Below are 21,436 nucleotides of genomic sequence, written 5' to 3'. Positions count from 1 at the left end.
GGGGGCTGCGATCAGCAGATCAGATCAGCGGCCGGCGGCGGTGCGCCATTGCTTGATGAAATCCAGGCGCTTCTTCGGTTCAAGGAACGTCAGAATCGAATCGTCCACGGGGATCGGTTTGATCGACGAGCCAAGGATCTTCTTCAGCCCCGCGGCGGTAGCCTCGCCAGACACGTCCTCACGCAGCGAGTGCAGATCTGACTTGTTGGCGAGGATTTCCTGGCCGCGCTTGGACAGGATGTAGTCCAGCCACAGCTTGGCCGCGTTCGGGTTCTTCGCCTTCTTGGCGATCATCGCCACGCGCGACACCACCAGCGTGTAGTCCTTCGGATAGACGATGCCAATCGACGGATCCTTCTTGGCGCGTGCAATCGCATACGAACCCAGAATGTTGTAGGCCACCAGATTCTCGCCCGAGGCGACCCGTTCCATCATCGTGCCAGTGGACGACTGCAGCACCAGGTTCGGGCCCACAGCCTTGACGAAGTCGAAGTAGTGCGGCGAATCCTGGTTGTCCTGCGCGGCCATCATGAAACCCACGGCCGATTTTTCGATGTCGTACGTCGTGACCTTGTTCTTGAAGCGGTCGGCCTGGCTGCTGACCAGCTTGGCGAACTCGGCGTGCGTCTGCGGGACTTCGCTGTCCTTGATCAGGCGCTTGTTGTACAGGAACACGGCCGGCTCGTATGTCGTGCCGTAGGCCAGGCCCTTGTAGATGGCCCACTTTGGCAGGTGCGGCACTTCGGGCGAGTCGTACTTCATGGCGTAGGTCTGCGCGAGCTTGAGCTGCGAGTCCATCGACGAGTTCCACATCATGTCGGCCGACGCCCCGCCAGCGGCTTGCTCGCTGATGAAGCGGTTGTACAGCTCGCTGCTGTTCATGTCGTTGTATTCGACCTTCACGCCCGGGTAGAGCGACTCGAAATCCTTGATGAGCGGGTCGGCGGCCTTGGTGTCGGTTGTTGCATAGACCACCACCTTGCCTTCCTTCTTGGCGGCGGCAATGGTGTCGGCATAGCTGGCGGGATAGCCGGCCGGGACTTGCGCGAAGGCGGCATTGCCGAGAGTCAGTCCGGCAACTGCAATCGAAGCGAGCGCGGCGTGCGCAGGCGTAAAGCGTCCACGAAGCATGGGTTTGTCTCCTGTTTGCTGGCTTGTGATGATGTGAGGCCGGCTGCTTGTGGTGCGCAGTTCAGACGGATGGCCCCAGGTGCGGCGGATTATAGAAATCGCGCGCTTTCGTCACGCTTTCATTGATCCTGCTGCGTCGCAGCATGCTTGATGGGCGTCGCGGCGGGCGTCAGGGGTACGCGAATCCGTGCGGACAGGCCCACGCCGCCGTGTGCGTTGGGCTCGCCGTCGGCCAGCTCGATGCGCCCGCCGCTGCGCGCCGCATAGGCGCGTGCGATGGCCAGGCCAAGGCCCGAACCTTCGGCGGCGTAGCGACCGTCTTTGGGGGTGCCTGGACGGGCTCCCCCCTCGTGCGCGCGGCGGAACCGCTGGAATGCATGTGCGCGTTCGTCTGCGCTCATGCCGGGCCCGGTGTCATCCACGCAGACGAGTGCGTCATTGCCATCGGTTGATACGCGTACGGTGATGCGCCCGCCGGCCGGCGTGTAACGGATCGCGTTGTGCACGAGGTTGGACAGCGCTTCCCGCAAGAACGCCGGATAGCCCGTAACGGGCAGTGGCGCGGATTGTCCGTCGTCCCAGCCGAGATCTTGCTGCTTCTCGCGCGCCAGGGGTAAGGCGTCGAGCACGACGTCTCGGGCAAGGTCCCCGAGGCTGAAGGTTTCAGGCGGTGTGTCCTGCCCTGCGTGACGCGCGCGCGCGAGCGCCAGCAACTGCGTTGTCAGGCGATTGGTGGACTGCAGCCGCGCGATGATGGCGGTCAAGCTCTCGCGCACGCGCGCCGGGTCGGCTTCGCGCAGCGCGTACTCTGCCTGCGTGAGCAGCACGGCCAGCGGCGTGCGCAACTGGTGCGAGGCATCGGCAAGGAACTGGCTTTGCGCCTCGGCCAGCTCCTCATACCGATGGATGTGGTGGTTGAGCGCCTCGACCAGCGGACGCACCTCGGCCGGCACGTCGGTCGCGTCGAGCGGCCGCAGGTCGTCCGACGCGCGCACGGCAATGCTGCGCGCGAGGCGGTTCAGCGGACGCAGCGCGACGGTCACGCCCAGCCACAGCAGCGCCGCGCTGACCGCCACCAGCGCCGCATCCCGCACGAGCGTGCCGCGCCAGACGGCCTGCTGCATCGCGCGGCGCGTCTCGATGGTCTCCGCCACCTGGATCACGATGCGTGCCGGTAGCCCTGGCTGATACAGCGGCTTGGCGACGGCTGCGATGCGCACCGGCTCGCCGTGGTACAGGGCGTCGTAGAAGAGCGGGCTATCGTTTTCCAGGGCCGCCACGGGCAGCGGCAGGTCGTCGTAGCCTGTGAGCGCGGCTTGGGGCGGCTTGCCCGGCGGGAGTTCATAGGCCACGCGGTAGTAAACGTTGCTCTGTGCGGTCGACTCGAACATGGACAGCGCCACGTACGGCACATTGACCTGCGCTTGCCCGCGCTCGATCGTCACGCCGTTTTCGATGGCACGGACCGAGCCGAGCAGGGCACGGTCGTAGGCGCGATCGGTCGCGCTGCGCAGCGCCTGGTAGGCCGAGACGATATCGATCGCCAGCACGCCCACCAGCCCGGGAAGCAGCAGCCAAAGCAGCGTGAGTTTCAGGCTGCGCGGGAGCCGGAGCCAGGGGTGCCGCTGCATCACGCGTTGCTGTCGGCGGCCGAGCTTGCATCGCTGGCGCCGGCCTCGAGCATGTAGCCGAGCCCTCGCACCGTGACGATCTGCACGCCGGTGCCCGACAGCTTCTTGCGCAGGCGGTGCACGACCACCTCGACGGCGTCCGGGCTCGAGTCGCTGTACAGATTGAAGACCTTGTCGAACAGATGCACCTTGCTGATTGGCTGCCCGGTCTTATGCAGCAGCGCCGATAGCGCGGCATGTTCCCGGGGTGTGAGCGACAGCGGCTCGCTCGACAGGAGGAACGCCTTGCGCCCGGTGTCGAACTCCAGCGGGCCGCAGCGCAGGCGCGGGAACGCTCGCCCGCGGCTGCGGCGGATCAGGGCCATCAGCCGAGCTTCCAGCTCGGAAAGCGCGAACGGCTTGGTGAGGAAATCGTCGGCACCCGCGTTCAGGCCGCGCACGCGCTCGTCCAGTGCGCCCTGTGCCGTCAGGATCAGCACTGGCGTGCGATCGTCGCGCGCCCGCATGTCAGCCAGCACCGCAAAGCCGTCCTTGCGGGGCAGGCGCAGGTCCAGCACCACGGCGTCAAATTCGCCGGAGCCGAGAAATGCCTCGGCCAACACCCCGTCGGCGGCGCGTTCGATCACGAAACCGCTTTGGGCCAGCGCGCGTGCCAGCCACGCGGCCAGTTCCTCCTCATCCTCCACCAGCAAAATCCGCATCGGGTGTCTCTCAATATCGTGCTGTCTGCTTTTTTATGATAATGCGTGGCGCCCGCATCCCGATCACACTGTCCAACCGATGCGGTCGGATCCACATGCCGTCCATCTCGAATTCCCGTCGCCGCTGGCTTTGCCAGGCCACTGCGTTGCTGGCTGCCAGCGGCGCCACTGCGCGTGACGCGTGCGCGCAATGGCTGGCGCGTCCGGCGCAGGCATTGCCGTCGTATTACCCGAGCGATTACGGCGCGATGGTCGATGCAGCCCGCCGCGAGGGACGCGTCACGGTTTACTCGACGACCGACTTCGCGGCGGCCTACCCGCTCATCCGCGCGTTCGAGAGCCGCTTCCCCGGTATCACGGTCGACTACCGCGAGCAGAACAGCGATGACATCTACCGGCGCTTTCTGGCAGAGCTGGCCACCCAATCCCCGGGCGCCGATGTCGTCTGGAGCTCCGCCATGCCGGAGCAGTTCAAGCTGGTGAATGATGGCCACGCGCTTTCGTACGCGTCACCCGAGCGCCCCTACTTGCCGGCATGGGCGATCTGGAAGAACGAGGCCTATGGGACGAGCTATGAGCCGGTTGTCTTTGTTTACAACACGCGCCAGTTGCCGGCCGACCTGGTTCCCTCCACGCACGCCGATTTCGCCCGCATTCTTGATGGCCACCGGGATCTGCTGCGAGGTCGCGTTGCCTCGTATGACATCGAGCACTCTGGCTCCGCCTTCCTGTTTGCCGCCGAAGACGCGCGCACCACGCCCGTCTTCTGGGACGTTGCCCGGGCATTGGGTGGCGTCAACGTCAATCTGTACATCACCACGGCTGCCATGCTCGAGCGCGTGGCTTCCGGCGAAAGCCTGCTCGCCTATAACGTGATCGGGTCATACGCGGCGCGCTATGCCGATCGCAACCCGGCGCTCGCCGTCAAGATGCCGACTGACTACACATTGGTCGCCACGCGCGTTGCGTTTATCGCTCGCCGCGCCGCGCGTCCCAACGCCGCACGCCTATGGCTCGACTTCATGCTCTCGCGCGAGGGACAAGGCGTGATGGCAGACCGCGCCTTTCTGTTTTCGCTGCGTCAGGACGTCGAAACCGGCTTGACCGCAAAGCGGCTCCTCGCCGAGCTGGGCGACACGCATCGGCCGATTCCCGTGGGTCCGGGTTTACTCGCCCATCAAGATCAACTCCGCCGTGCCGATTTCCTCAAGCGTTGGCACGCCTCAATCGGGCGATGAAATGAAGATCATGAGTCACTTTAGATCCCGGCGAGGCGTAGAGGCGACAATTCCTGTCGACACCTAAGCGCCACTTTTTGTTGCGCTCGTCACCCCGACAACTGCCCGCCAACCCCCGCGCCACTGCGCCAAAAGCCTGTTCCCGCCGCCTGCCTGGAGGCGCCGCCGCGTGTTGCCCATGAGCAACAACTCGGCTGCAAATCGTGCTCCAGAGCCAGAAAGGGTTTCCAGAATCCGTCATCGCTGGCCCATAATGCGGTCAGACGTGAGGTTCCTGCGTCGTCCATAAGGACAGTCAAGATTTCCCAATCAGTTGACAAGGAAAGTGTCGATATGAAGATGAAACTGTTTGCAGCTGCTGTTGCAGCTCTGGCCGCCGGTGGCGCCTATGCACAATCCTCCGTGACCCTGTACGGCGTGGTCGACGCTGGTCTGACCTACGCAAACAAGGTGCCGAACGCCGCCAACAACGGTGGTGCCTCGCGCTTTGGTCTGGATTCGGGCAACCTGTCGGGCTCGCGTTGGGGCCTGCGTGGCGTTGAAGACCTGGGTGGCGGTCTGAAGGGTATCTTCAACCTGGAAAGCGGCTTCAACGTTGACAACGGCACGTCGGCTCAAGGTGGCCGTCTGTTCGGTCGCGCTGCTTACGTTGGTCTGCAAGGCCAGTGGGGCCAATTGACCCTGGGTCGTCAGACGAACCTGCTGTACGACTTCTCGCTGAACTATGACCCGAACGCTCTGGCAACGCGCTACTCGGTCGCTTCGCAAGACGCCTTCATGGCCGGTCGTGCGGATAACTCGGTCAAGTACATCGGTACGTTCGGTGGCCTGAGCGTCAACGCTCTGTACTCGTTCAACCGTGACGGTAACGAGCAAGCTGGCCTGAACAAGCTGGGCCGCGAGTGGAGCCTGGGTGCTAACTACGCTGGTGGTCCGTTCGGCGTGGGCGTCGTGTACGACCAATCGAACAGCACTGCTGCTGGCACGGTCGACAACAAGGAACAACGCGCCACGATCGGCGGTACCTATGCCTTCGGTCCGGCCAAGCTGTACGCTGGCTACCGTTGGTACAAGGCCAACTACGCAACCATCGCTGGCAACGGCAACCTGCGTTCGAACCTGTACTGGGCTGGTCTGGGCTACCAAGTGACCCCGGCGCTGTCGCTGATGGGCACGGCTTACTACCAACAGTTCAAGAACAGCAACGCCGGCAACCCGTGGCTGTTCGTGGTGGGTTCGGACTACGCGCTGTCGAAGCGCACCGACGCTTACGTCAACCTGGCCTATGCTAAGAACAGCAGCGGTTCGGGCCTGGGCGTGCTGGGTCTGAACGCTAGCGATTCGTACGCTAACACGTCCCTGTCGGGCGGCAACAATGTGTTCTCGAACCCGACGAACGGCAACGCCAACCAGTTTGGCGCCGTGGTTGGTGTTCGCCACAAGTTCTAATTTGACGCGCTCGTAAGGGCGCCTCGAGTTAAACGGTTAAACGCCGATTCCGAAAGGAGTCGGCGTTTTTCTTTTTCTGCGAGATGGATCGCGCGTCAGGGTGTAGCGGGACGCGCAGTTTTTGATAGCACAACCTACCTGCGCGCGCGCCCGCGCTGGCTTGTGGCTGAGCGGCTGCAGGGCGGCAGCAGGTCGTCGTTCGTTGCGTTACGCGACGGTGCCGGGTGTGCAGCGTATATAACCCGTTGCGATCACGCTCGGAGGGTGGGAGCGCGACTGGTAAGCGCAGGCTGCAATGCCGCCAGGGCATGCGGCGGGCCATGACTTCCCCCTCGTGTTTGCGGTTGCTGAGCTAGGGGGGCATGCAGTGCCGTTCGCGCTTCATCGCTCCCGAGGTATAAAAAAACGGCGGCACATTGGCCGCCGTTCCGTTGTCCGTGTCGTCGCTTACGGTTACTGCTCCTCCTCATCCGGCGACGGCATTGGCAAGCTACGGCGCGTCGGCGGAGGACGCTTGCCCACGATGATGGTGAGCTCCACCGGCTTGCCCTTGCGCGAGACCGCCACCTTGGCCTCTGCGCCCGGCTTCAGCTGGGCGATGCTATTGAGCAGAGCGGTCGTATCCGGAATCGACTCACCGTTCACGCTGGTCAGGATGTCTCCGGGCCGCAAGCCTGCGCGGTCTGCCGGGCCACCCTGCACGACCGCCGCAATCAGCGCGCCATCCTTGCGCGAGAGGCCGAATGATTCAGCAATCTCGGGCGTCACATCCTGCGGTTCGACGCCGATCCAGCCACGGACCACGCTACCGGTCGAGATGATCGACTCCATGACCTGTTTGGCCAGCGATACGGGAATCGCGAAGCCGATCCCGAGCGAACCGCCCGACCGCGAGTAGATCGCGGTATTGATGCCCAGCAGGTTGCCGTCGGCATCGACCAGTGCGCCACCCGAGTTGCCTGGGTTGATTGCTGCGTCGGTCTGGATGAAATTCTCGAACGTGTTGATCCCCAAATGGCTGCGGCCCAGCGCCGAGACGATGCCCATGGTGACCGTCTGGCCGACACCGAATGGATTGCCGATGGCGAGCACGACATCGCCGACGCGCACGTTCTCGAGGCGGCCCAGCGTAATCGCCGGCAGGTTCGGCAAGTTGATCTTGAGGACCGCCAAATCAGTTTCGGGGTCGGAGCCGACCACCTTGGCGTTGGTCTTGCGTCCGTCGGTCAGGGCGACTTCGATTTCATCCGCGCCATCCACGACGTGGTGGTTCGTTAAGATGTAGCCTTCCGAGCTGACGATCACGCCGGAACCGAGACTGGCCGTCGGTTCCTGCCGTTGTTCGGGGGCGCGATCACCGAAGAAGAAGCGAAACCATGGATCTGCGCTGGCCTGGGGATTGTTGCTCCGTTTCGGCGCGTTCTTGCTGCTGAAAATATTGACGACCGCCGGCATTGCCGCCCTGGCGGCTTCGGCGTAAGAGTTACTGGAGGCGCCGCCATGTCCGATCGGCGCGACTTCCTTGAGCGCGACGATGGGCGAGCCGGACTGCACTGCCAGCTTGCCGCGCTGCAGCCACTCGGGTTTGAGCGTGGCGATCACAAACCAGACGGCGAGCACGACCGTGACGGCTTGCGCGAAGAACAGCCAAAAGCGGCGCAACATAGGGTGAAATTGAGTCGAAATGGATCGAAAAGAACTTGAATTGTACTTGAACGACCTGTTGCAGGCCGCGCGTTTTCGGGACTACTGCCCCAATGGGCTGCAGGTCCAGGGGCGGGAGACGGTGTCCCATATTGTGACCGGCGTCACTGCCAGTCTGGCGCTGATCGAAGCCGCCATCGACGCCCGCGCCGATGCCATCCTCGTCCACCATGGCTATTTCTGGAAAGGGGAGGATGGCCGCATCGTCGGGCAGAAGCATGCGCGGCTGAAACCACTCCTGGTCCAGGATCTGAACCTCTTTGCCTATCACTTGCCGCTGGATGCGCACCCTGAGTTGGGGAACAACGCCCAACTGGGGGCCTTGCTGGGCATTGAGCCGAAGGGACGTTTTGGTGACGACGAATTAGGCTGGATCGGCGTACTGCCGGAGCCGACCACCCTCGAGGTGTTTGCCGAAGCCGTGGCGACGCGACTGGGTCGGACGCCCTTGGTGATTGGCGGGGCCAATCGCCCGGTGCGCACGGTGGGCTGGTGCACGGGCGGCGCACAAGGCTGGTTTGATGCGGCGGTAGCGGCCGGCGTCGATGTCTACCTGAGCGGTGAGGCATCCGAACAGACCACGCATCTGGCGCGTGAATCGGGCGTTGCCTACATTGGGGCGGGCCACCATGCCACCGAGCGCGGTGGCGTACGCGCACTCGGCAACCACCTGGCCGAGCGCTTCGGGGTGCGTCACACCTTCATCGACATCCCGAATCCGGTGTGACGCAAGAGGCTCATGCTCACTTGCTCTTCAGGCTGTCCCGAATTTCGCGCAGCAGCAGGATGTTTTCGGGCGTTTCGGCCGGGGCCGCAGGCGGGTTGGCGTCAATCACCCGCGTGATCGCGCGCACCATCAGGAACACGATGAAGGCCAGGATCAGGAAATTCACCGCCACAGTAATGAAATTGCCGTAGGCAAAGACGGGTACGCCGGCTTTTTTCAGGTCGGCGAGAGTCTGCGGGACGCCAGCGGGTGCATCGGCGAGCTGGATGTACAGATTCGAAAAATCGAGCTTGCCGATGACGCGGCCGATGAGCGGCATGATGAGGTCGTTGACAAGCGAATCGACGATCTTGCCGAATGCCGCGCCAATGATGACCCCCACCGCCAGGTCGATTACGTTGCCGCGCATCGCGAATTTCTTGAAGTCTTGCATCAGGGCCATCGGTTTTCTCCGGATTGTTTGATTCGAGACAAACGGTCAAGCTACAGATCGGTTGACCTGAATTGTTGAAAGCGATGCTGCAATAGAGAAGCCAAAGCCTTGCCAGTATTGGCTTGGCGGGCGATCGCCGTGTCCACTATATCTGCAAGTGGCGCGCCCCGCGACCGCTATCGTTGGCCAGGTACGCTCGGGTATAATTTTTGGTTGACGCGAATCTATCTTGATTTCTTACCCTGGGGTCTTGAATGAGTGACCAGCAAAACGTGGACAAGGGTCGCCGCAATCTGTTGATTGCGACGTCCGTGGCTGGTGGTGTGGGAGGGGTGGCGGTAGCGGCCCCTTTCGTTTGCACATTCGCACCATCTGAAAAGGCCCGCGCAGCGGGCGCGCCCATCGAGGCCGACGTAAGCGACCTGGCCCCCGGCCAGATGAAGGTGGTGGAATGGCGCGGCAAGCCGGTCTGGCTCCTCAAGCGCACGCCCGAAATGCTGGAATCGCTCAAGAAGACCGATACCGAAGTCGCCGATCCCAAGTCCGACGTGCCTTTCACCATGAAGACGCCGGATTACTGCAAGAACGAAACCCGTTCTCGCGCCGAGCATAAGGACCTGCTGGTCGTGGTCGGCATCTGTTCTCACCTCGGCTGCTCTCCGTCCGGTCCGTTCCCCGCAGGCGCCAACGTGCAGCTTGCCGGCGACCCCGGCTTCGTGTGTCCGTGCCACGGCTCCACGTTCGACCTGGCTGGCCGCGTATTCAAGAACAAGCCCGCGCCGCAGAACCTCGACGTCCCGCCGTACATGTTCCTGTCCGACACGAAGCTGGTGATCGGCAAAGACGAGAAAGGAGAGGCTTGATCATGGCCGAGAAAAAGGTGGAGACCACGGGGCTGCTGGGCTGGATCGACGCTCGCTTCCCGCTGACCGAGACATGGAAGGCGCATCTCTCCGAGTATTACGCGCCCAAGAACTTCAACTTCTGGTATTTCTTCGGCTCGCTGGCGCTGCTGGTGCTGGTGATCCAGATCGTCACGGGCATCTTCCTGGTGATGAACTACAAGCCGGACGGCACGCTCAACGCCGCCGGCATCCCCGTCGCCTACGCGAGCGTGGAGTTCATCATGCGCGAGGTGCCGTGGGGCTGGCTGGTGCGCTACATGCACTCGACCGGCGCTTCGGCGTTCTTCATCGTCGTGTATCTGCACATGTTCCGCGGCATGCTGTACGGCTCATACCGTAAGCCGCGCGAGCTGGTCTGGATCTTCGGCTGCCTGATCTTCCTGTGCCTGATGGCCGAAGCCTTCATGGGCTATCTGCTGCCGTGGGGCCAGATGTCGTACTGGGGCGCGCAGGTGATCGTGAACCTGTTCTCCGCCATTCCGCTGATCGGCCCGGACCTGTCGCTGTGGATTCGCGGTGACTACGTGGTGTCTGACGCGACGCTGAACCGTTTCTTCTCGTTCCACGTGATCGCTGTCCCGCTGGTCCTGCTGGGCCTGGTAGTGGCGCACGTCATCGCGCTGCACGAAGTGGGCTCGAACAACCCGGATGGCATCGAGATCAAGGCCAAGAAGGACGCGCGCGGCATTCCGCTCGACGGCATTCCGTTCCACCCGTACTACTCGGTGCACGACATCATGGGTGTGGCGGTGTTCCTCTTCATCTTCAGCGCGATCGTGTTCTTCGCGCCGGAAATGGGCGGCTACTTCCTGGAAGCCAACAACTTCATTCCGGCAGACTCGCTGAAGACGCCGCCGCACATCGCGCCGGTGTGGTACTTCACGCCTTTCTACTCGATGCTGCGCGCGACCACGTCGGACTTCCTGCCGTGGCTGTGGGGCTTCGTCGCGATCATGCTGGGCCTGCTGTTCGTGCGTTCCAAGAGCATGAAGGTCAAGGGCGTGGCGGTGGCTGTGGCGGTGATCCTGGCGCTGGGCTTTGCGTTCATCGACGCCAAGTTCTGGGGCGTGGTGGTGATGGGAGGCTCGGTGGTGATCTTCTTCTTCATGCCGTGGCTGGACCAGTCGCCGGTGAAGTCGATCCGCTATCGCCCGGGCTTCCACAAGGTGCTCCTGGTTCTCTTCGTGATTGCCTTTGCGGTGCTGGGCTATCTGGGCATCCAGCCGCCGAGCCCGGTCGGTTCCATCATTTCGCAGATCGGCACCATCGTGTACTTCGCGTTCTTCCTCGCGATGCCGATCTGGAGCCAGATCGGGACGTTCAAGCCAGTGCCAGAGCGCGTCACGTTCACGCCGCACTGATTCGAGCCGAGCACAAGGTCACCTGAAGGACACAAGAATGAAAAAGCTGCTTGCGATTTTCGCCTTGGCCGGTCTCGTGTTTGCCGCGCCCGTGATGGCCAGTGAAGGCGGCGTGCCGCTTGATCCGGCGCCGAATCAGTCCAGCGATACGTCTGCGCTGCAGCGTGGCGCCAAGCTGTTCGTCAACTACTGTCTGAACTGCCACGGCGCCAGCGCCATGCGCTACAACCGCCTGCGCGACATCGGCCTGACGGAAGAGCAGATCAAGCAGAATCTGCTGTTCACTTCCGACAAGGTCGGCGACACGATGCGCATCGCCATGGATCGCGAGGACGCCAAGAAGTGGTTTGGCGCCGTGCCGCCGGACCTGTCGGTGATCGCGCGTGCGCGCGGCAGCGACTGGCTCTACACCTACCTGCGCACGTTCTACCGTGACGACACGCGTCCGACCGGCTGGAATAACCTGGCGTTCGACAAGGTTGGCATGCCGAATGTGCTGTGGGAACTGCAGGGCCAGCGCGTGCCGAAGTACGAGACGGTCAAGTCTGAGCACGGCGGTGAGCCCGAGCACAAGCTGGTCGGCTTTGAACAGGTCACGCCAGGCAAGATGAGCTCGGTCGAATATGACCAGGCCGTCGCCGACCTCGTCACTTATCTGGACTGGATGGCCGAGCCTGCTGGCAACCTGCGCAAGCGGCTCGGCGTGTGGGTGCTGTTGTTCATCGGCGCGTTCTTCGTGCTCGCTTGGCGCCTGAATGCGGCCTATTGGAAGGACATCAAGTAAAATCCGTGTTTTCCGGGCAAGGGCTAGGCCGGTGCTGAACTGGTCCTAGCCCTTTGCCTTTTCGCTTTTGTGCCGTGGTGATGGGGTTCTATCGCCGCGGCTGTACCGTCATCGGGCCGCCCCCGGTCCATGCGCCAAGGAACTACAACCATGATGGTTTTGTACTCGGGCACCACCTGCCCGTTCTCGCAGCGTTGTCGCCTCGTCCTGTTCGAAAAGGGCATGGATTTCGAGATCCGCGACGTCGATCTCTTCAACAAGCCGGAAGACATCGCGGTGATGAACCCGTACGGCCAGGTGCCGATCCTGGTTGAGCGTGATCTGATTCTGTACGAGTCGAACATCATCAACGAGTACATCGACGAACGCTTCCCCCATCCGCAGCTGATGCCCGCGGATCCGGTGCAGCGCGCCCGCGCCCGTCTGTTCCTGTTCAACTTCGAGAAGGAACTGTTCACGCACGTTTCCGTGCTCGAGAACGAAAAGGGCAAGGCTGCCGAGAAGTCGCACGAGAAGGCACGCGCCGCCATCCGCGACCGTCTCACGCAACTCGCCCCGATCTTCCTGAAGAACAAGTACATGCTGGGCGAAGAGTTCTCGATGCTGGACGTAGCCATTGCGCCGCTGCTTTGGCGCCTGGACCACTACGGCATCGAGGTGTCGAAGAATGCCGCCCCGCTGATGAAGTATGCGGAACGCATCTTCAGCCGCCCGGCATATATTGAAGCGCTGACCCCGTCTGAAAAGGTCATGCGCCGCTGATTGCGGCCGGTTGCCGGCCGCGCCTGCGCGCGGCCGCGCTCAACGGTTATCAATGTCACCATGCCGGAAACTTCGACCAAGCCCTACCTGATCCGGGCCATCTACGAATGGTGCACGGACAACGGCTTCACGCCGTACATTGCTGTCTTTGTCGACAACAGCACCAACGTGCCGCGCGAGTTCGTCAAAAATGACGAGATCGTGCTGAACGTCAGCTTTGACGCGACCAGCCAGCTCGACATGGGCAACGATTGGATCACGTTCCACGCCCGTTTCTCGGGTGTGTCGCGCAAGATCGAGGTACCGGTCGAGAACGTACTTGCCGTTTATGCACGCGAGAACGGCCAAGGCATGGCCTTCCCGGTCGAGCGCAGCGCGCCCACCACAGCGGCTGCGACTGAACGCGAGAACAATCCGCCGCCGAAGTTGGCTGCAGTGGATACGGAATCGGCACCGGCTCCGGTTCCCGCCGAAGCAGACGGCAGCCCCGACGATGAGCCGCCACCTAACGTGCCGCGCATCGGCGGCAAACCGGCATTAAAGGTCGTCAAGTAACGCGCGTTGCGCTAGAATCGCGGTTCTTTGCCGGCTTAGCTCATCAGGTAGAGCAGTTGATTTGTAATCATCAGGTGGCGGGTTCGAGTCCTGCAGCCGGCACCAGTCTCATGAAGCGGCCTCCCTTGCGGAGGCCGTTTTATTTGTTGGTCATCCCGAGCGTCGTTCCGGGCAGGACTGTCCTGCGTCACTCGGCATGCAACGGGATTGCATCCAACACGTCGAGTCGACAGCGAGGGCCGGCTTCCATGTGAAGTGGCAGCGCACCGGAAAGTGATGCATAACTGACTTGCGCCGCGCCTCGAAGGGGCGCGCACTGGTTGAGCACGCGGGCGCACATCTGGGGGCACCGTAGGCTGCGCGCCACTGTGGCTGATTGTCGCAGTGCAACAACAAGCACTTTCGATTTGCTTACCCGCAAAGCCGCGCAAACCCTAGAGATGTAGGGCGGACGAGGCTTGTCAACCGACCGCGCTTTGTCTCTGCCTGAGCAAATTGCGCGATCTCAAGCGCCGTCTGGCGGTAATATCGCGTCCGCAATCCACTCCAACCGCGCTCCCCCAACGAGCGCCTGACGTAGTGCCTGCTTCGACTCCATCCGCCCCCGATCTGTCGTCCGCCGCTTTGTGCGACGCGGCGGCGCTCGGCGTCGCTCGTGCCCGGCATGAGCGAAGCCCGCCTCGGCAACAGAGGGCGTTGGATTCAGCTTTTGCCTGACCGGCGCCCGAGGTGATCGAAGACCTGCAGTCGCACATTGGCGAATCCGACGTGCCGGTAACCAGGTCCTCCCTCATTTCCCGCGTTTTTCCGCCTGTGGCTGCAGTTTGGGCTGCGAGGCTCCCGTGATGGCCGGAAGCACCGCCGGCGCAATTGTGCAAGACATGAAGAACACACTCGTTCCACATATGAAGCGGCTTCTGGCCGCAAGCCTCCCGCTCCTGCTGGCGGGCTGCAACCTGACGGTCCTGGATCCGAAGGGGATGATCGCGGCGGAGGAGAAGACGCTGATCCTGGTGGCCACCGGCCTGATGCTCCTGGTAGTGATCCCGGTGATCGTGCTGACGCTGGTGTTTGCGTGGAAGTACCGCTCCACCAACACCAAGGCGCGTTACGAGCCGGACTGGTCGCATTCCAACGCGATCGAGGCCGTGGTGTGGCTGATTCCGTGCCTGATCATCATCGTGCTGGGCGTGATCACTTATCGCTCGACGCACGCGCTCGATCCGTACAAGCCGATCGAATCGGACGTGAAGCCCATTACCGTCGAGGCGGTTTCGCTCGACTGGAAGTGGCTGTTCATCTATCCGGATCTGAAGATCGCCACGGTCAACCAGCTCGCGTTCCCGGCCAACACCCCGGTTAACTTCAAGATCACGTCCGACACGGTGATGAACGCGTTCTTCATCCCGCAACTGGGTAGCCAGGTCTACGCAATGGCTGGCATGCAGACCAAGCTGCACCTGATTGCCAACGAGACCGGCAAGTTCGACGGCTTTTCGTCCAACTACAGCGGAGCGGGCTTCACGGGCATGAAGTTTACGGCGACGGCCATGACGAACGACGAGTTCGATGCATGGGTCAAGCAGGTTCGCGCTTCGTCGCAAAGCCTGACGAAGGAAGGCTACGCCGAGCTGGCCAAGCCGAGCGAAAAAGTGCCGCCGACGATGTACGCCTCGGTGGACCCGATGCTGTACCACAGCATCCTGCACAAATACATGGGCGACTCGGACAAGGTCCTGACGCTCGATGAGGCTCTCGGTGGCGCGACTTGCACCGTGGAGACGGCTGAGACGATTTCGGACCCGGCTCCGGTGCAGTCGGCTCTGCCGGCATCCACCGCTGTGCGCAAGAATTCCTAGGAGTTGACGATGTTTGGCAAGTTGAGTCTGGAGGCCATTCCGCTGCACGAGCCCATCGTGGTCGTGACGGTATCGGCCATTCTGCTGGGTGGCGCAGGTGTATTCGGCCTGATCACCTACTTCAAGAAGTGGTCGTATCTCTGGAATGAGTGGATCACCTCGGTCGACCACAAGAAGATCGGCGTGATGTACTGCATTCTGGCCATCGTGATGCTGCTGCGCGGCTTTGCCGACGCCGTCATGATGCGCTCGCAACTGGCGCTCGCCTCGGGCGGTGGTGCCGGCTATCTGCCGCCGGAACACTACGACCAGATCTTCACCGCGCACGGCGTGATCATGATCTTCTTCATGGCCATGCCGCTGATGACGGGCCTGATCAACCTGATCGTGCCGCTGCAGATCGGAGCGCGCGACGTGGCGTTCCCGTTCCTGAACACGCTGTCGTTCTGGCTGGCCGCCGCAGGTGTGGTGCTGATCAACGTGTCGCTGGGTGTCGGCAACTTCGCCCGCACCGGCTGGCTCGCATACCCGCCGCTGTCGGAACTGGCCTACAGCCCTGACGTGGGGGTCGACTACTACATCTGGGCGCTGCAGATATCCGGGTTAGGCACGTTGCTGACTGGGGTGAACTTCGTCGCGACCATCTTCAAGATGCGCGCGCCGGGCATGAAGCTGATGCGCATGCCGATCTTCACCTGGACCGCCCTGTGCGCCAACATCCTGATCGTCGCGGCCTTCCCGGTGCTGACCGTGGCGCTGGCGCTGCTGGGTGCTGACCGCTATCTGGACATGCACTTCTTCACGAACGAGCTGGGCGGCAACGCCATGCTGTACGTGAACCTGATCTGGATCTGGGGCCACCCCGAGGTGTACATCCTGATCCTGCCGGCGTTCGGCATGTTCTCGGAAATCGTCTCGACGTTCTCGCGCAAGAAGCTGTTCGGCTACACGTCGATGGTGTGGGCGACCGCCGGCATCACGGTGCTGTCGTTCCTGGTGTGGCTGCACCACTTCTTCACCATGGGCTCGGGAGCGAACGTCAACGCGTTCTTCGGTATCGCGACGATGATCATCTCGATCCCGACGGGCGTGAAGATCTTCAACTGGCTGTTCACGATGTATCGCGGCCGCGTCGAGCTGAACTCGATGATGCTGTGGACGATCGGCTTCATGATCACCTTCGTGATCGGCGGGATGACCGGCGTGCTGCTGGCCGTGCCGGGTGCGGACTTCCTGCTGCACAACAGCCTGTTCCTGATCGCTCACTTCCACAACACCATCATCGGTGGCGTGGTGTTCGGTTACCTGGCAGGTATCACCTACTGGTTCCCGAAGGCCTTCGGCTTCAAGCTGGACGAGAAGTGGGGCAAGCGCGCCTTCTGGTGCTGGTTCGTCGGTTTCTACATGGCCTTCATGCCGCTGTACGTGCTGGGCTTCATGGGCATGACGCGCCGTCTGAACCATACCGACAACCCGGCCTGGCAGCCGTGGCTGATCGTCGCCGTGATCGGCGCTGCGATCGTCGCCTGCGGCATCGCTTCGCAGCTCATCCAGATCTTCGTTAGCATCCGCAATCGCCATGCGCTGGCGGATCTGACGGGTGACCCGTGGGGTGGCCGTACGCTGGAGTGGGCAACGTCCTCGCCGCCGGCGCATTACAACTTCGCCCGCGTGCCGGTCATCCGTGACATCGACGCCTTTGCCGACATGAAGGCGCGCGGTGAAGTGCTGACGCAGGTCGCACCGAGCTACGAGAAGATCCACATGCCGAAGAACACCGGCGCCGGCTTCTTCATCGGCATGTTCTCGATCGTGATGGGCTTCGCGCTGATCTGGCACATCTGGTGGATGGCCGTGCTGGGTCTGGTCGGCATGATCGGCAGCTTCATCCTCCGCAGCAACAACGACGACATCGACTACTACGTGCCCGCTCACGAGGTTCACGAGACCGAGTCGGCCTACTTCCAACGTATCGGTTCGCAGGCTTAAACCATGGCTTCCAATGTTCTAGACGGTCACGCCGCGCACGGTCACGCGCACGGCCACGACCACGCGCATGACCATGCGCACCACCACGACGCCGCAGACACCAAGGTCTTCGGCTTCTGGGTGTACCTGATGAGCGACTTGATCATCTTCGCGTCGCTGTTCGCCACGTTCTGCGTCCTGCGTGGCGCGACGGCGGGCGGTCCGACGGGCAAGGAGCTCTTCGACCTGTCCTATGTCGCGATCGAAACCGGCATCCTGCTGGTGTCGTCGATCACTTACGGCATGGTGATGATCAGCGTACAGAACGGCCGCAAGGATCAGGTCATGCTGTGGCTCGGCATTACCTTCCTGCTGGGCGCCGCGTTCGTCGGCATGGAAATCAACGAGTTCCACCACCTGATTTCCGAAGGCGCCGGCCCGAACCGCAGCGCATTCCTGTCGTCGTTCTTCGTGCTGGTCGGTACCCACGGCCTGCACGTGGCGAGCGGCCTGCTGTGGATCGCCGTCCTGATGTGGCAGATTGGCGTCAAGGGCCTGACCCCGACGCAATCGACCCGCCTGTCGTGCCTGAGCCTGTTCTGGCACTTCTTGGATGTGGTGTGGATCGGCGTGTTTACCGTCGTGTATCTGCTGGGAGCGATGTAAATGGAACACACCAATGCAACGACCGCCGTCGCGCATGATGACGCGCACGGCCATGCAGCCGGCGGCGCCGGTCATGCGACCGTCAAGGGTTACCTGATCGGCTTCGTGCTGGCCGTGATCCTGACGGTCATCCCGTTCAAGATGGTGATGGACGGCGGCTACTCGCACCAGACGCTGCTGGTGACGGTGATGGCACTCGCCGTTGTGCAGATCGTCGTGCACCTGATCTACTTCCTGCATCTGGACGGTTCTTCTGCCCAGCGCTGGAACGTGATGGCCTTCCTGTTCACGCTGCTGATCCTGGCGATCGTGATCGTCGGTTCGCTGTGGGTCATGCACAACATGAACGCCAACATGATGATGCACTGAGGCCTGCCTCTTGCTGCACCGGAAGGGCGCCCCAAGCGGGCGCCTTTTCTTTTGCCCGCGCGGCGTTGCGTCTTGGCTTTGCTACACTCCGCGGGTTCCCAATTTCACGCGCGTTACCCCGCTTTTTTCGCCATGTCACAGTACGTTTTCACCATGAACCGCGTGGGCAAGATCGTCCCGCCCAAGCGCCAGATCCTCAAGGACATCTCGCTGTCGTTTTTCCCGGGCGCCAAGATTGGCGTGCTCGGCCTGAACGGCTCGGGCAAGTCGACGCTGCTCAAGATCATGGCCGGCCTCGACAAGGACATCGAGGGCGAAGCCACGCCGATGCCCAATCTGAACATCGGTTACCTGCCGCAGGAGCCGCAGCTCGATCCCGCCAAGACCGTGCGCGAAGAAGTGGAAAGCGGCATGGGTGAGGTGATGGACGCGCAGAAGCAGCTCGAAGCCATCTATGCGGCCTATGCCGAACCGGACGCCGATTTCGACAAGCTCGCCGAAGAACAGGCGCGTCTGGAAGCCATCATCGCCGCGGGCGCTGGCGACAACGTCGAGCTGCAGCTGGAAATTGCCGCCGACGCACTGCGCCTGCCGCCGTGGGACGCCAAGATCGAGCACCTTTCGGGCGGCGAAAAGCGTCGTGTCGCGCTGTGCAAGCTGCTGCTGTCCCGCCCCGACATGCTGCTGCTCGACGAACCGACCAACCACCTGGATGCCGAATCGGTGGATTGGCTCGAACAGTTCCTCACGCGCTTCCCGGGCACCGTGGTGGCCGTCACCCACGACCGCTACTTCCTCGACAACGCCGCCGAGTGGATTCTCGAACTCGACCGCGGTCACGGCATCCCCTGGAAGGGCAATTACAGTTCGTGGCTGGACCAGAAAGAGACGCGCCTGAAGCAGGAAGAATCGACCGAATCGGCCCGCCAGAAGGCGCTGAAGAAAGAACTCGAATGGGTGCGTCAGAACCCGAAGGGCCGCCAGGCCAAGTCGAAGGCGCGTCTGGCCCGCTTTGACGAGCTGAACAGCCAGGAATACCAGAAGCGCAACGAGACGCAGGAAATCTTCATCCCGGCCGGCGAGCGTCTGGGCAACGAGGTCATCGAGTTCACCAACGTCAGCAAAAGCTACGGCGATCGTCTGCTGATCGACAACCTGAGCTTCACGATTCCGCCGGGCGCCATCGTCGGCATCATTGGCCCGAACGGTGCGGGCAAGTCAACGCTGTTCCGCATGATCACCGGCAAGGAGCAGCCGGACGCGGGCACCATCAAGATCGGCCCGACCGTCAAGCTGGCTTACGTTGACCAGAGCCGCGACGCGCTTTCCGCCGACAAGACCGTCTTCGAAGAAATCTCGAACGGCTCGGACATCCTCACGGTGGGCCGATATGAGACGCCCTCGCGCGCCTACATCGGCCGCTTCAACTTCAAGGGTGGCGATCAGCAGAAGCACGTCGGCACGCTGTCGGGTGGCGAGCGTGGGCGCCTGCATCTGGCCAAGACGCTCATCTCGGGCGGCAACGTGCTGCTGCTGGATGAACCGTCGAACGACCTCGACGTGGAAACGCTGCGTGCGCTCGAAGATGCACTGCTCGAGTTTGCCGGCTGCGTGATGGTGATCTCCCACGATCGCTGGTTCCTCGACCGCATCGCCACGCACATCATCGCGTTCGAGGGCGACTCGCACGTTGAATTCTTCCCGGGCAACTACCAGGAATACGAAGCCGACAAGAAGAAGCGCCTGGGCGAGGAGGGTGCGAAGCCCAAGCGCATCCGCTACAAGCCGGTCGTGCGCTAAGACCGTTCGGAACTCAACGCACAGTCCGATCGGATGGCGCAAGGCGCGCGGTACACAGGTACGGCGCGCCTCTCGAACCGGTTCCAACCGCTCCCCGCGGCCTTTGCGATCACGCCTCAGGCGAGGGTTCAGCCGTCGGCGCGTCAAGATTGCTGTCGAACCCGGCACGCTTGTGGGAGCCGTCGCAAAACGGCTTGTTCTGTGAATGTCCACAACGGCAGAGCCACGCCTGTCCCTCTTCGACGGGGAATTCGCGCCCACCCTGGGTGACGATGCGAAAGCGCCCCTTGATGTGGTACGGCCCGTCATTGCGGATGGTGACGACCGCGTCATTGGCCATGATGGCCTCCGGTACAAGTCAAGTGGCTTTTCAGAACAGGATGCCCTGCATCCGGTACGCGAAATGCGCGGGCTTGGCGTCGCGCATGAGGGCCATGAACTGGTCCATGTCCATGTGCACGACGTTCTCGTGATCGCCAGCCTCGAAGTAGATGTCGCCGTGTGTCATCAGGCTGCTGTCGATGTAGGTCGGCATGCCATAGGCCATGCCCACCGGCGGCACGGCACCCACGTCGCAGTCCCTGAAGACCTCCCGCAATTCGGACTCATCGGCCAGCGTGAGATCCTGCCGGCCGGATTCGCGTTGCAGCTCCGCTAGATGCAGGTGGTACGTCGACGGCAGCACGGCGGCGACATAACCCAGCTTGTCTTCGAGCAGCAGCGTCTTGGCCAGGCGGTCGCCCGGAACATGCGCGGTCTGTGCGGTTTCTGTGCTGGTGTGGGTATGCGGATGACGGATCACCTCGTATAGGCAGCCTTTGCTGCGCAGGCAGCCGTCGAGGGTACTGGAGATCGACATGGCGTCCTCCCGATCGATTCGCGGCCGGGGCGGGATTGCGGTGGCCGCTACGTCAGCATAGGTCGGTTTGCCGCGGGCATACGGACGGCGTACAAAAGCAACGGGCCGCTCGTCGATGAGCGGCCCGCGTGGGCATTGCCGTATCAGCAGGATTCAGCGCCAACCGCCGCGCTCGCGCCATTCATGTTCACGCCACTCATGCTCACGCCATTCGTGCTCGCGGCGTTCGTGGCGGCGCCATGCGCGTTCACGCCAGTCGTCACCGTAGTAGCCGCCATAGATCACGGGCGCCGGCGCATAGACAGGCGCGGGTCGGTACACCACCGGCGGCGGCGCGTAGACCGGCGCGGGCTCCACATAAACCGGTGCGGGTACGCCGATCGACACGCCGACATCCACATGCGCCAGCGCCGCCGTCGAGGCGCACAGCGCGGCGCCACCCAGAACGAATGCGAGCAGTGTGCGTTTCATGGTGCTTCTCCTTGCGGTTACGAGGCCGGGGCAGGGATGCCGTGTCGACTTCATGTATCAGGT

At 62.6% G+C, this 21,436-nt stretch carries 21 protein-coding genes and 1 tRNA gene; 14 read left to right on the top strand and 8 right to left on the bottom strand.

The genetic code is table 11. The features are described 5' to 3' along the window. Nucleotides 1-24: 24 nt before the first annotated feature. From R2N03_RS18295 to R2N03_RS18285, 3 genes are all read right to left on the bottom strand, one after another. Nucleotides 25-1,131 (bottom strand): ABC transporter substrate-binding protein, encoded by a 1,107-nt coding sequence (locus R2N03_RS18295; RefSeq protein ID WP_316659264.1) that lies wholly within the window; start codon nucleotides 1,129-1,131, stop codon nucleotides 25-27. A 119-nt stretch (nucleotides 1,132-1,250) separates the two neighbouring features. After that, entirely contained in the window at nucleotides 1,251-2,762 is a 1,512-nt protein-coding gene (locus R2N03_RS18290; RefSeq protein ID WP_316659263.1) for a sensor histidine kinase, read from the bottom strand. Next, nucleotides 2,762-3,463 (bottom strand): response regulator, encoded by a 702-nt coding sequence (locus R2N03_RS18285; protein WP_316659261.1) that lies wholly within the window; start codon nucleotides 3,461-3,463, stop codon nucleotides 2,762-2,764. Before R2N03_RS18285 ends, R2N03_RS18290 begins: the two co-directional genes overlap by 1 nt. Before the next feature lie 95 nt (nucleotides 3,464-3,558). Between R2N03_RS18285 and R2N03_RS18280 the strand changes: the two genes are divergently transcribed. Together R2N03_RS18280 and R2N03_RS18275 are read left to right on the top strand one after the other, a co-directional pair. Next, nucleotides 3,559-4,701 (top strand): ABC transporter substrate-binding protein, encoded by a 1,143-nt coding sequence (locus tag R2N03_RS18280; protein WP_316659260.1) that lies wholly within the window; start codon nucleotides 3,559-3,561, stop codon nucleotides 4,699-4,701. Nucleotides 4,702-5,034: 333 nt separating this feature from the next. Then, nucleotides 5,035-6,150: a porin gene (locus R2N03_RS18275; RefSeq protein ID WP_316659259.1), complete on the top strand. Its 1,116-nt coding sequence runs from the start codon at nucleotides 5,035-5,037 to the stop codon at nucleotides 6,148-6,150. 453 nt (nucleotides 6,151-6,603) lie between these two features. Here the strand turns inward: R2N03_RS18275 and R2N03_RS18270 are convergent, their stop codons facing one another. Continuing rightward, complete coding sequence (locus tag R2N03_RS18270; RefSeq protein ID WP_316659257.1) at nucleotides 6,604-7,815, bottom strand: Do family serine endopeptidase; 1,212 nt, start codon at nucleotides 7,813-7,815, stop codon at nucleotides 6,604-6,606. A 19-nt stretch (nucleotides 7,816-7,834) separates the two neighbouring features. Here R2N03_RS18270 and R2N03_RS18265 point away from each other — a divergent pair, with 19 nt between their 5' ends. Then, entirely contained in the window at nucleotides 7,835-8,581 is a 747-nt protein-coding gene (locus R2N03_RS18265; RefSeq protein ID WP_316659256.1) for a Nif3-like dinuclear metal center hexameric protein, read from the top strand. Nucleotides 8,582-8,597: 16 nt separating this feature from the next. Here the strand turns inward: R2N03_RS18265 and mscL are convergent, their stop codons facing one another. Next, nucleotides 8,598-9,023, bottom strand: a complete 426-nt coding sequence (gene mscL, locus R2N03_RS18260; protein WP_316659255.1) for a large conductance mechanosensitive channel protein MscL — start codon at nucleotides 9,021-9,023, stop codon at nucleotides 8,598-8,600. Nucleotides 9,024-9,268: 245 nt separating this feature from the next. Here mscL and petA point away from each other — a divergent pair, with 245 nt between their 5' ends. The 11 genes from petA (at nucleotide 9,269) to ettA (ending at nucleotide 20,043) form a co-directional block, all read left to right on the top strand. Next, on the top strand, nucleotides 9,269-9,877 hold the full coding sequence (petA, locus tag R2N03_RS18255) for a ubiquinol-cytochrome c reductase iron-sulfur subunit (protein ID WP_316659254.1): 609 nt from the start codon (nucleotides 9,269-9,271) through the stop codon (nucleotides 9,875-9,877). Next, entirely contained in the window at nucleotides 9,877-11,280 is a 1,404-nt protein-coding gene (locus tag R2N03_RS18250) for a cytochrome b (RefSeq protein WP_316659374.1), read from the top strand. The genes petA and R2N03_RS18250 overlap by 1 nt, the downstream gene beginning before the upstream one ends. Before the next feature lie 37 nt (nucleotides 11,281-11,317). Beyond that, nucleotides 11,318-12,064, top strand: a complete 747-nt coding sequence (locus R2N03_RS18245) for a cytochrome c1 (RefSeq protein WP_316659253.1) — start codon at nucleotides 11,318-11,320, stop codon at nucleotides 12,062-12,064. 150 nt (nucleotides 12,065-12,214) lie between these two features. Continuing rightward, entirely contained in the window at nucleotides 12,215-12,826 is a 612-nt protein-coding gene (locus R2N03_RS18240) for a glutathione S-transferase N-terminal domain-containing protein (RefSeq protein ID WP_296228769.1), read from the top strand. Nucleotides 12,827-12,886: 60 nt separating this feature from the next. Then, nucleotides 12,887-13,381 carry a ClpXP protease specificity-enhancing factor gene (locus tag R2N03_RS18235; RefSeq protein WP_316659252.1) on the top strand — a complete coding sequence of 165 codons (495 nt, stop codon included), beginning with the start codon at nucleotides 12,887-12,889 and terminating at the stop codon, nucleotides 13,379-13,381. 29 nt (nucleotides 13,382-13,410) lie between these two features. Then, nucleotides 13,411-13,486 (top strand) — tRNA-Thr (locus R2N03_RS18230). Between the two features lie 776 nt (nucleotides 13,487-14,262). After that, on the top strand, nucleotides 14,263-15,240 hold the full coding sequence (gene cyoA, locus R2N03_RS18225; RefSeq protein ID WP_316659251.1) for a ubiquinol oxidase subunit II: 978 nt from the start codon (nucleotides 14,263-14,265) through the stop codon (nucleotides 15,238-15,240). A 9-nt stretch (nucleotides 15,241-15,249) separates the two neighbouring features. Further along, nucleotides 15,250-17,229: a cytochrome o ubiquinol oxidase subunit I gene (cyoB, locus tag R2N03_RS18220; protein WP_316659250.1), complete on the top strand. Its 1,980-nt coding sequence runs from the start codon at nucleotides 15,250-15,252 to the stop codon at nucleotides 17,227-17,229. Nucleotides 17,230-17,232: 3 nt separating this feature from the next. Then, nucleotides 17,233-17,874, top strand: coding sequence for a cytochrome o ubiquinol oxidase subunit III (gene cyoC / locus R2N03_RS18215; protein ID WP_316659249.1), 642 nt, complete (start codon nucleotides 17,233-17,235; stop codon nucleotides 17,872-17,874). Then, on the top strand, nucleotides 17,875-18,243 hold the full coding sequence (locus tag R2N03_RS18210) for a cytochrome o ubiquinol oxidase subunit IV (RefSeq protein WP_316659248.1): 369 nt from the start codon (nucleotides 17,875-17,877) through the stop codon (nucleotides 18,241-18,243). A gap of 132 nt (nucleotides 18,244-18,375) precedes the next feature. After that, nucleotides 18,376-20,043, top strand: a complete 1,668-nt coding sequence (gene ettA, locus R2N03_RS18205; protein ID WP_316659247.1) for an energy-dependent translational throttle protein EttA — start codon at nucleotides 18,376-18,378, stop codon at nucleotides 20,041-20,043. A 109-nt stretch (nucleotides 20,044-20,152) separates the two neighbouring features. Here ettA and R2N03_RS18200 read toward each other — a convergent pair whose 3' ends face one another. From R2N03_RS18200 to R2N03_RS18190, 3 genes are all read right to left on the bottom strand, one after another. Next, nucleotides 20,153-20,383: a CDGSH iron-sulfur domain-containing protein gene (locus R2N03_RS18200; protein WP_316659246.1), complete on the bottom strand. Its 231-nt coding sequence runs from the start codon at nucleotides 20,381-20,383 to the stop codon at nucleotides 20,153-20,155. A 30-nt stretch (nucleotides 20,384-20,413) separates the two neighbouring features. Beyond that, on the bottom strand, nucleotides 20,414-20,902 hold the full coding sequence (locus tag R2N03_RS18195) for an aminoacyl-tRNA deacylase (RefSeq protein ID WP_316659245.1): 489 nt from the start codon (nucleotides 20,900-20,902) through the stop codon (nucleotides 20,414-20,416). Nucleotides 20,903-21,055: 153 nt separating this feature from the next. Beyond that, the gene (locus R2N03_RS18190) at nucleotides 21,056-21,373 is read right to left on the bottom strand and encodes a hypothetical protein (RefSeq protein ID WP_316659244.1); all 318 of its coding nucleotides are present in this window, start codon (nucleotides 21,371-21,373) and stop codon (nucleotides 21,056-21,058) included. Nucleotides 21,374-21,436: the final 63 nt, after the last annotated feature.

The sequence above is a fragment of the Ralstonia condita genome (assembly GCF_958405655.1).
Taxonomy (GTDB): domain Bacteria; phylum Pseudomonadota; class Gammaproteobacteria; order Burkholderiales; family Burkholderiaceae; genus Ralstonia; species Ralstonia condita.
The sequence above is the reverse complement of the archived record's forward strand: the minus strand, read 5'-3'. Positions and strand labels throughout refer to the sequence as shown.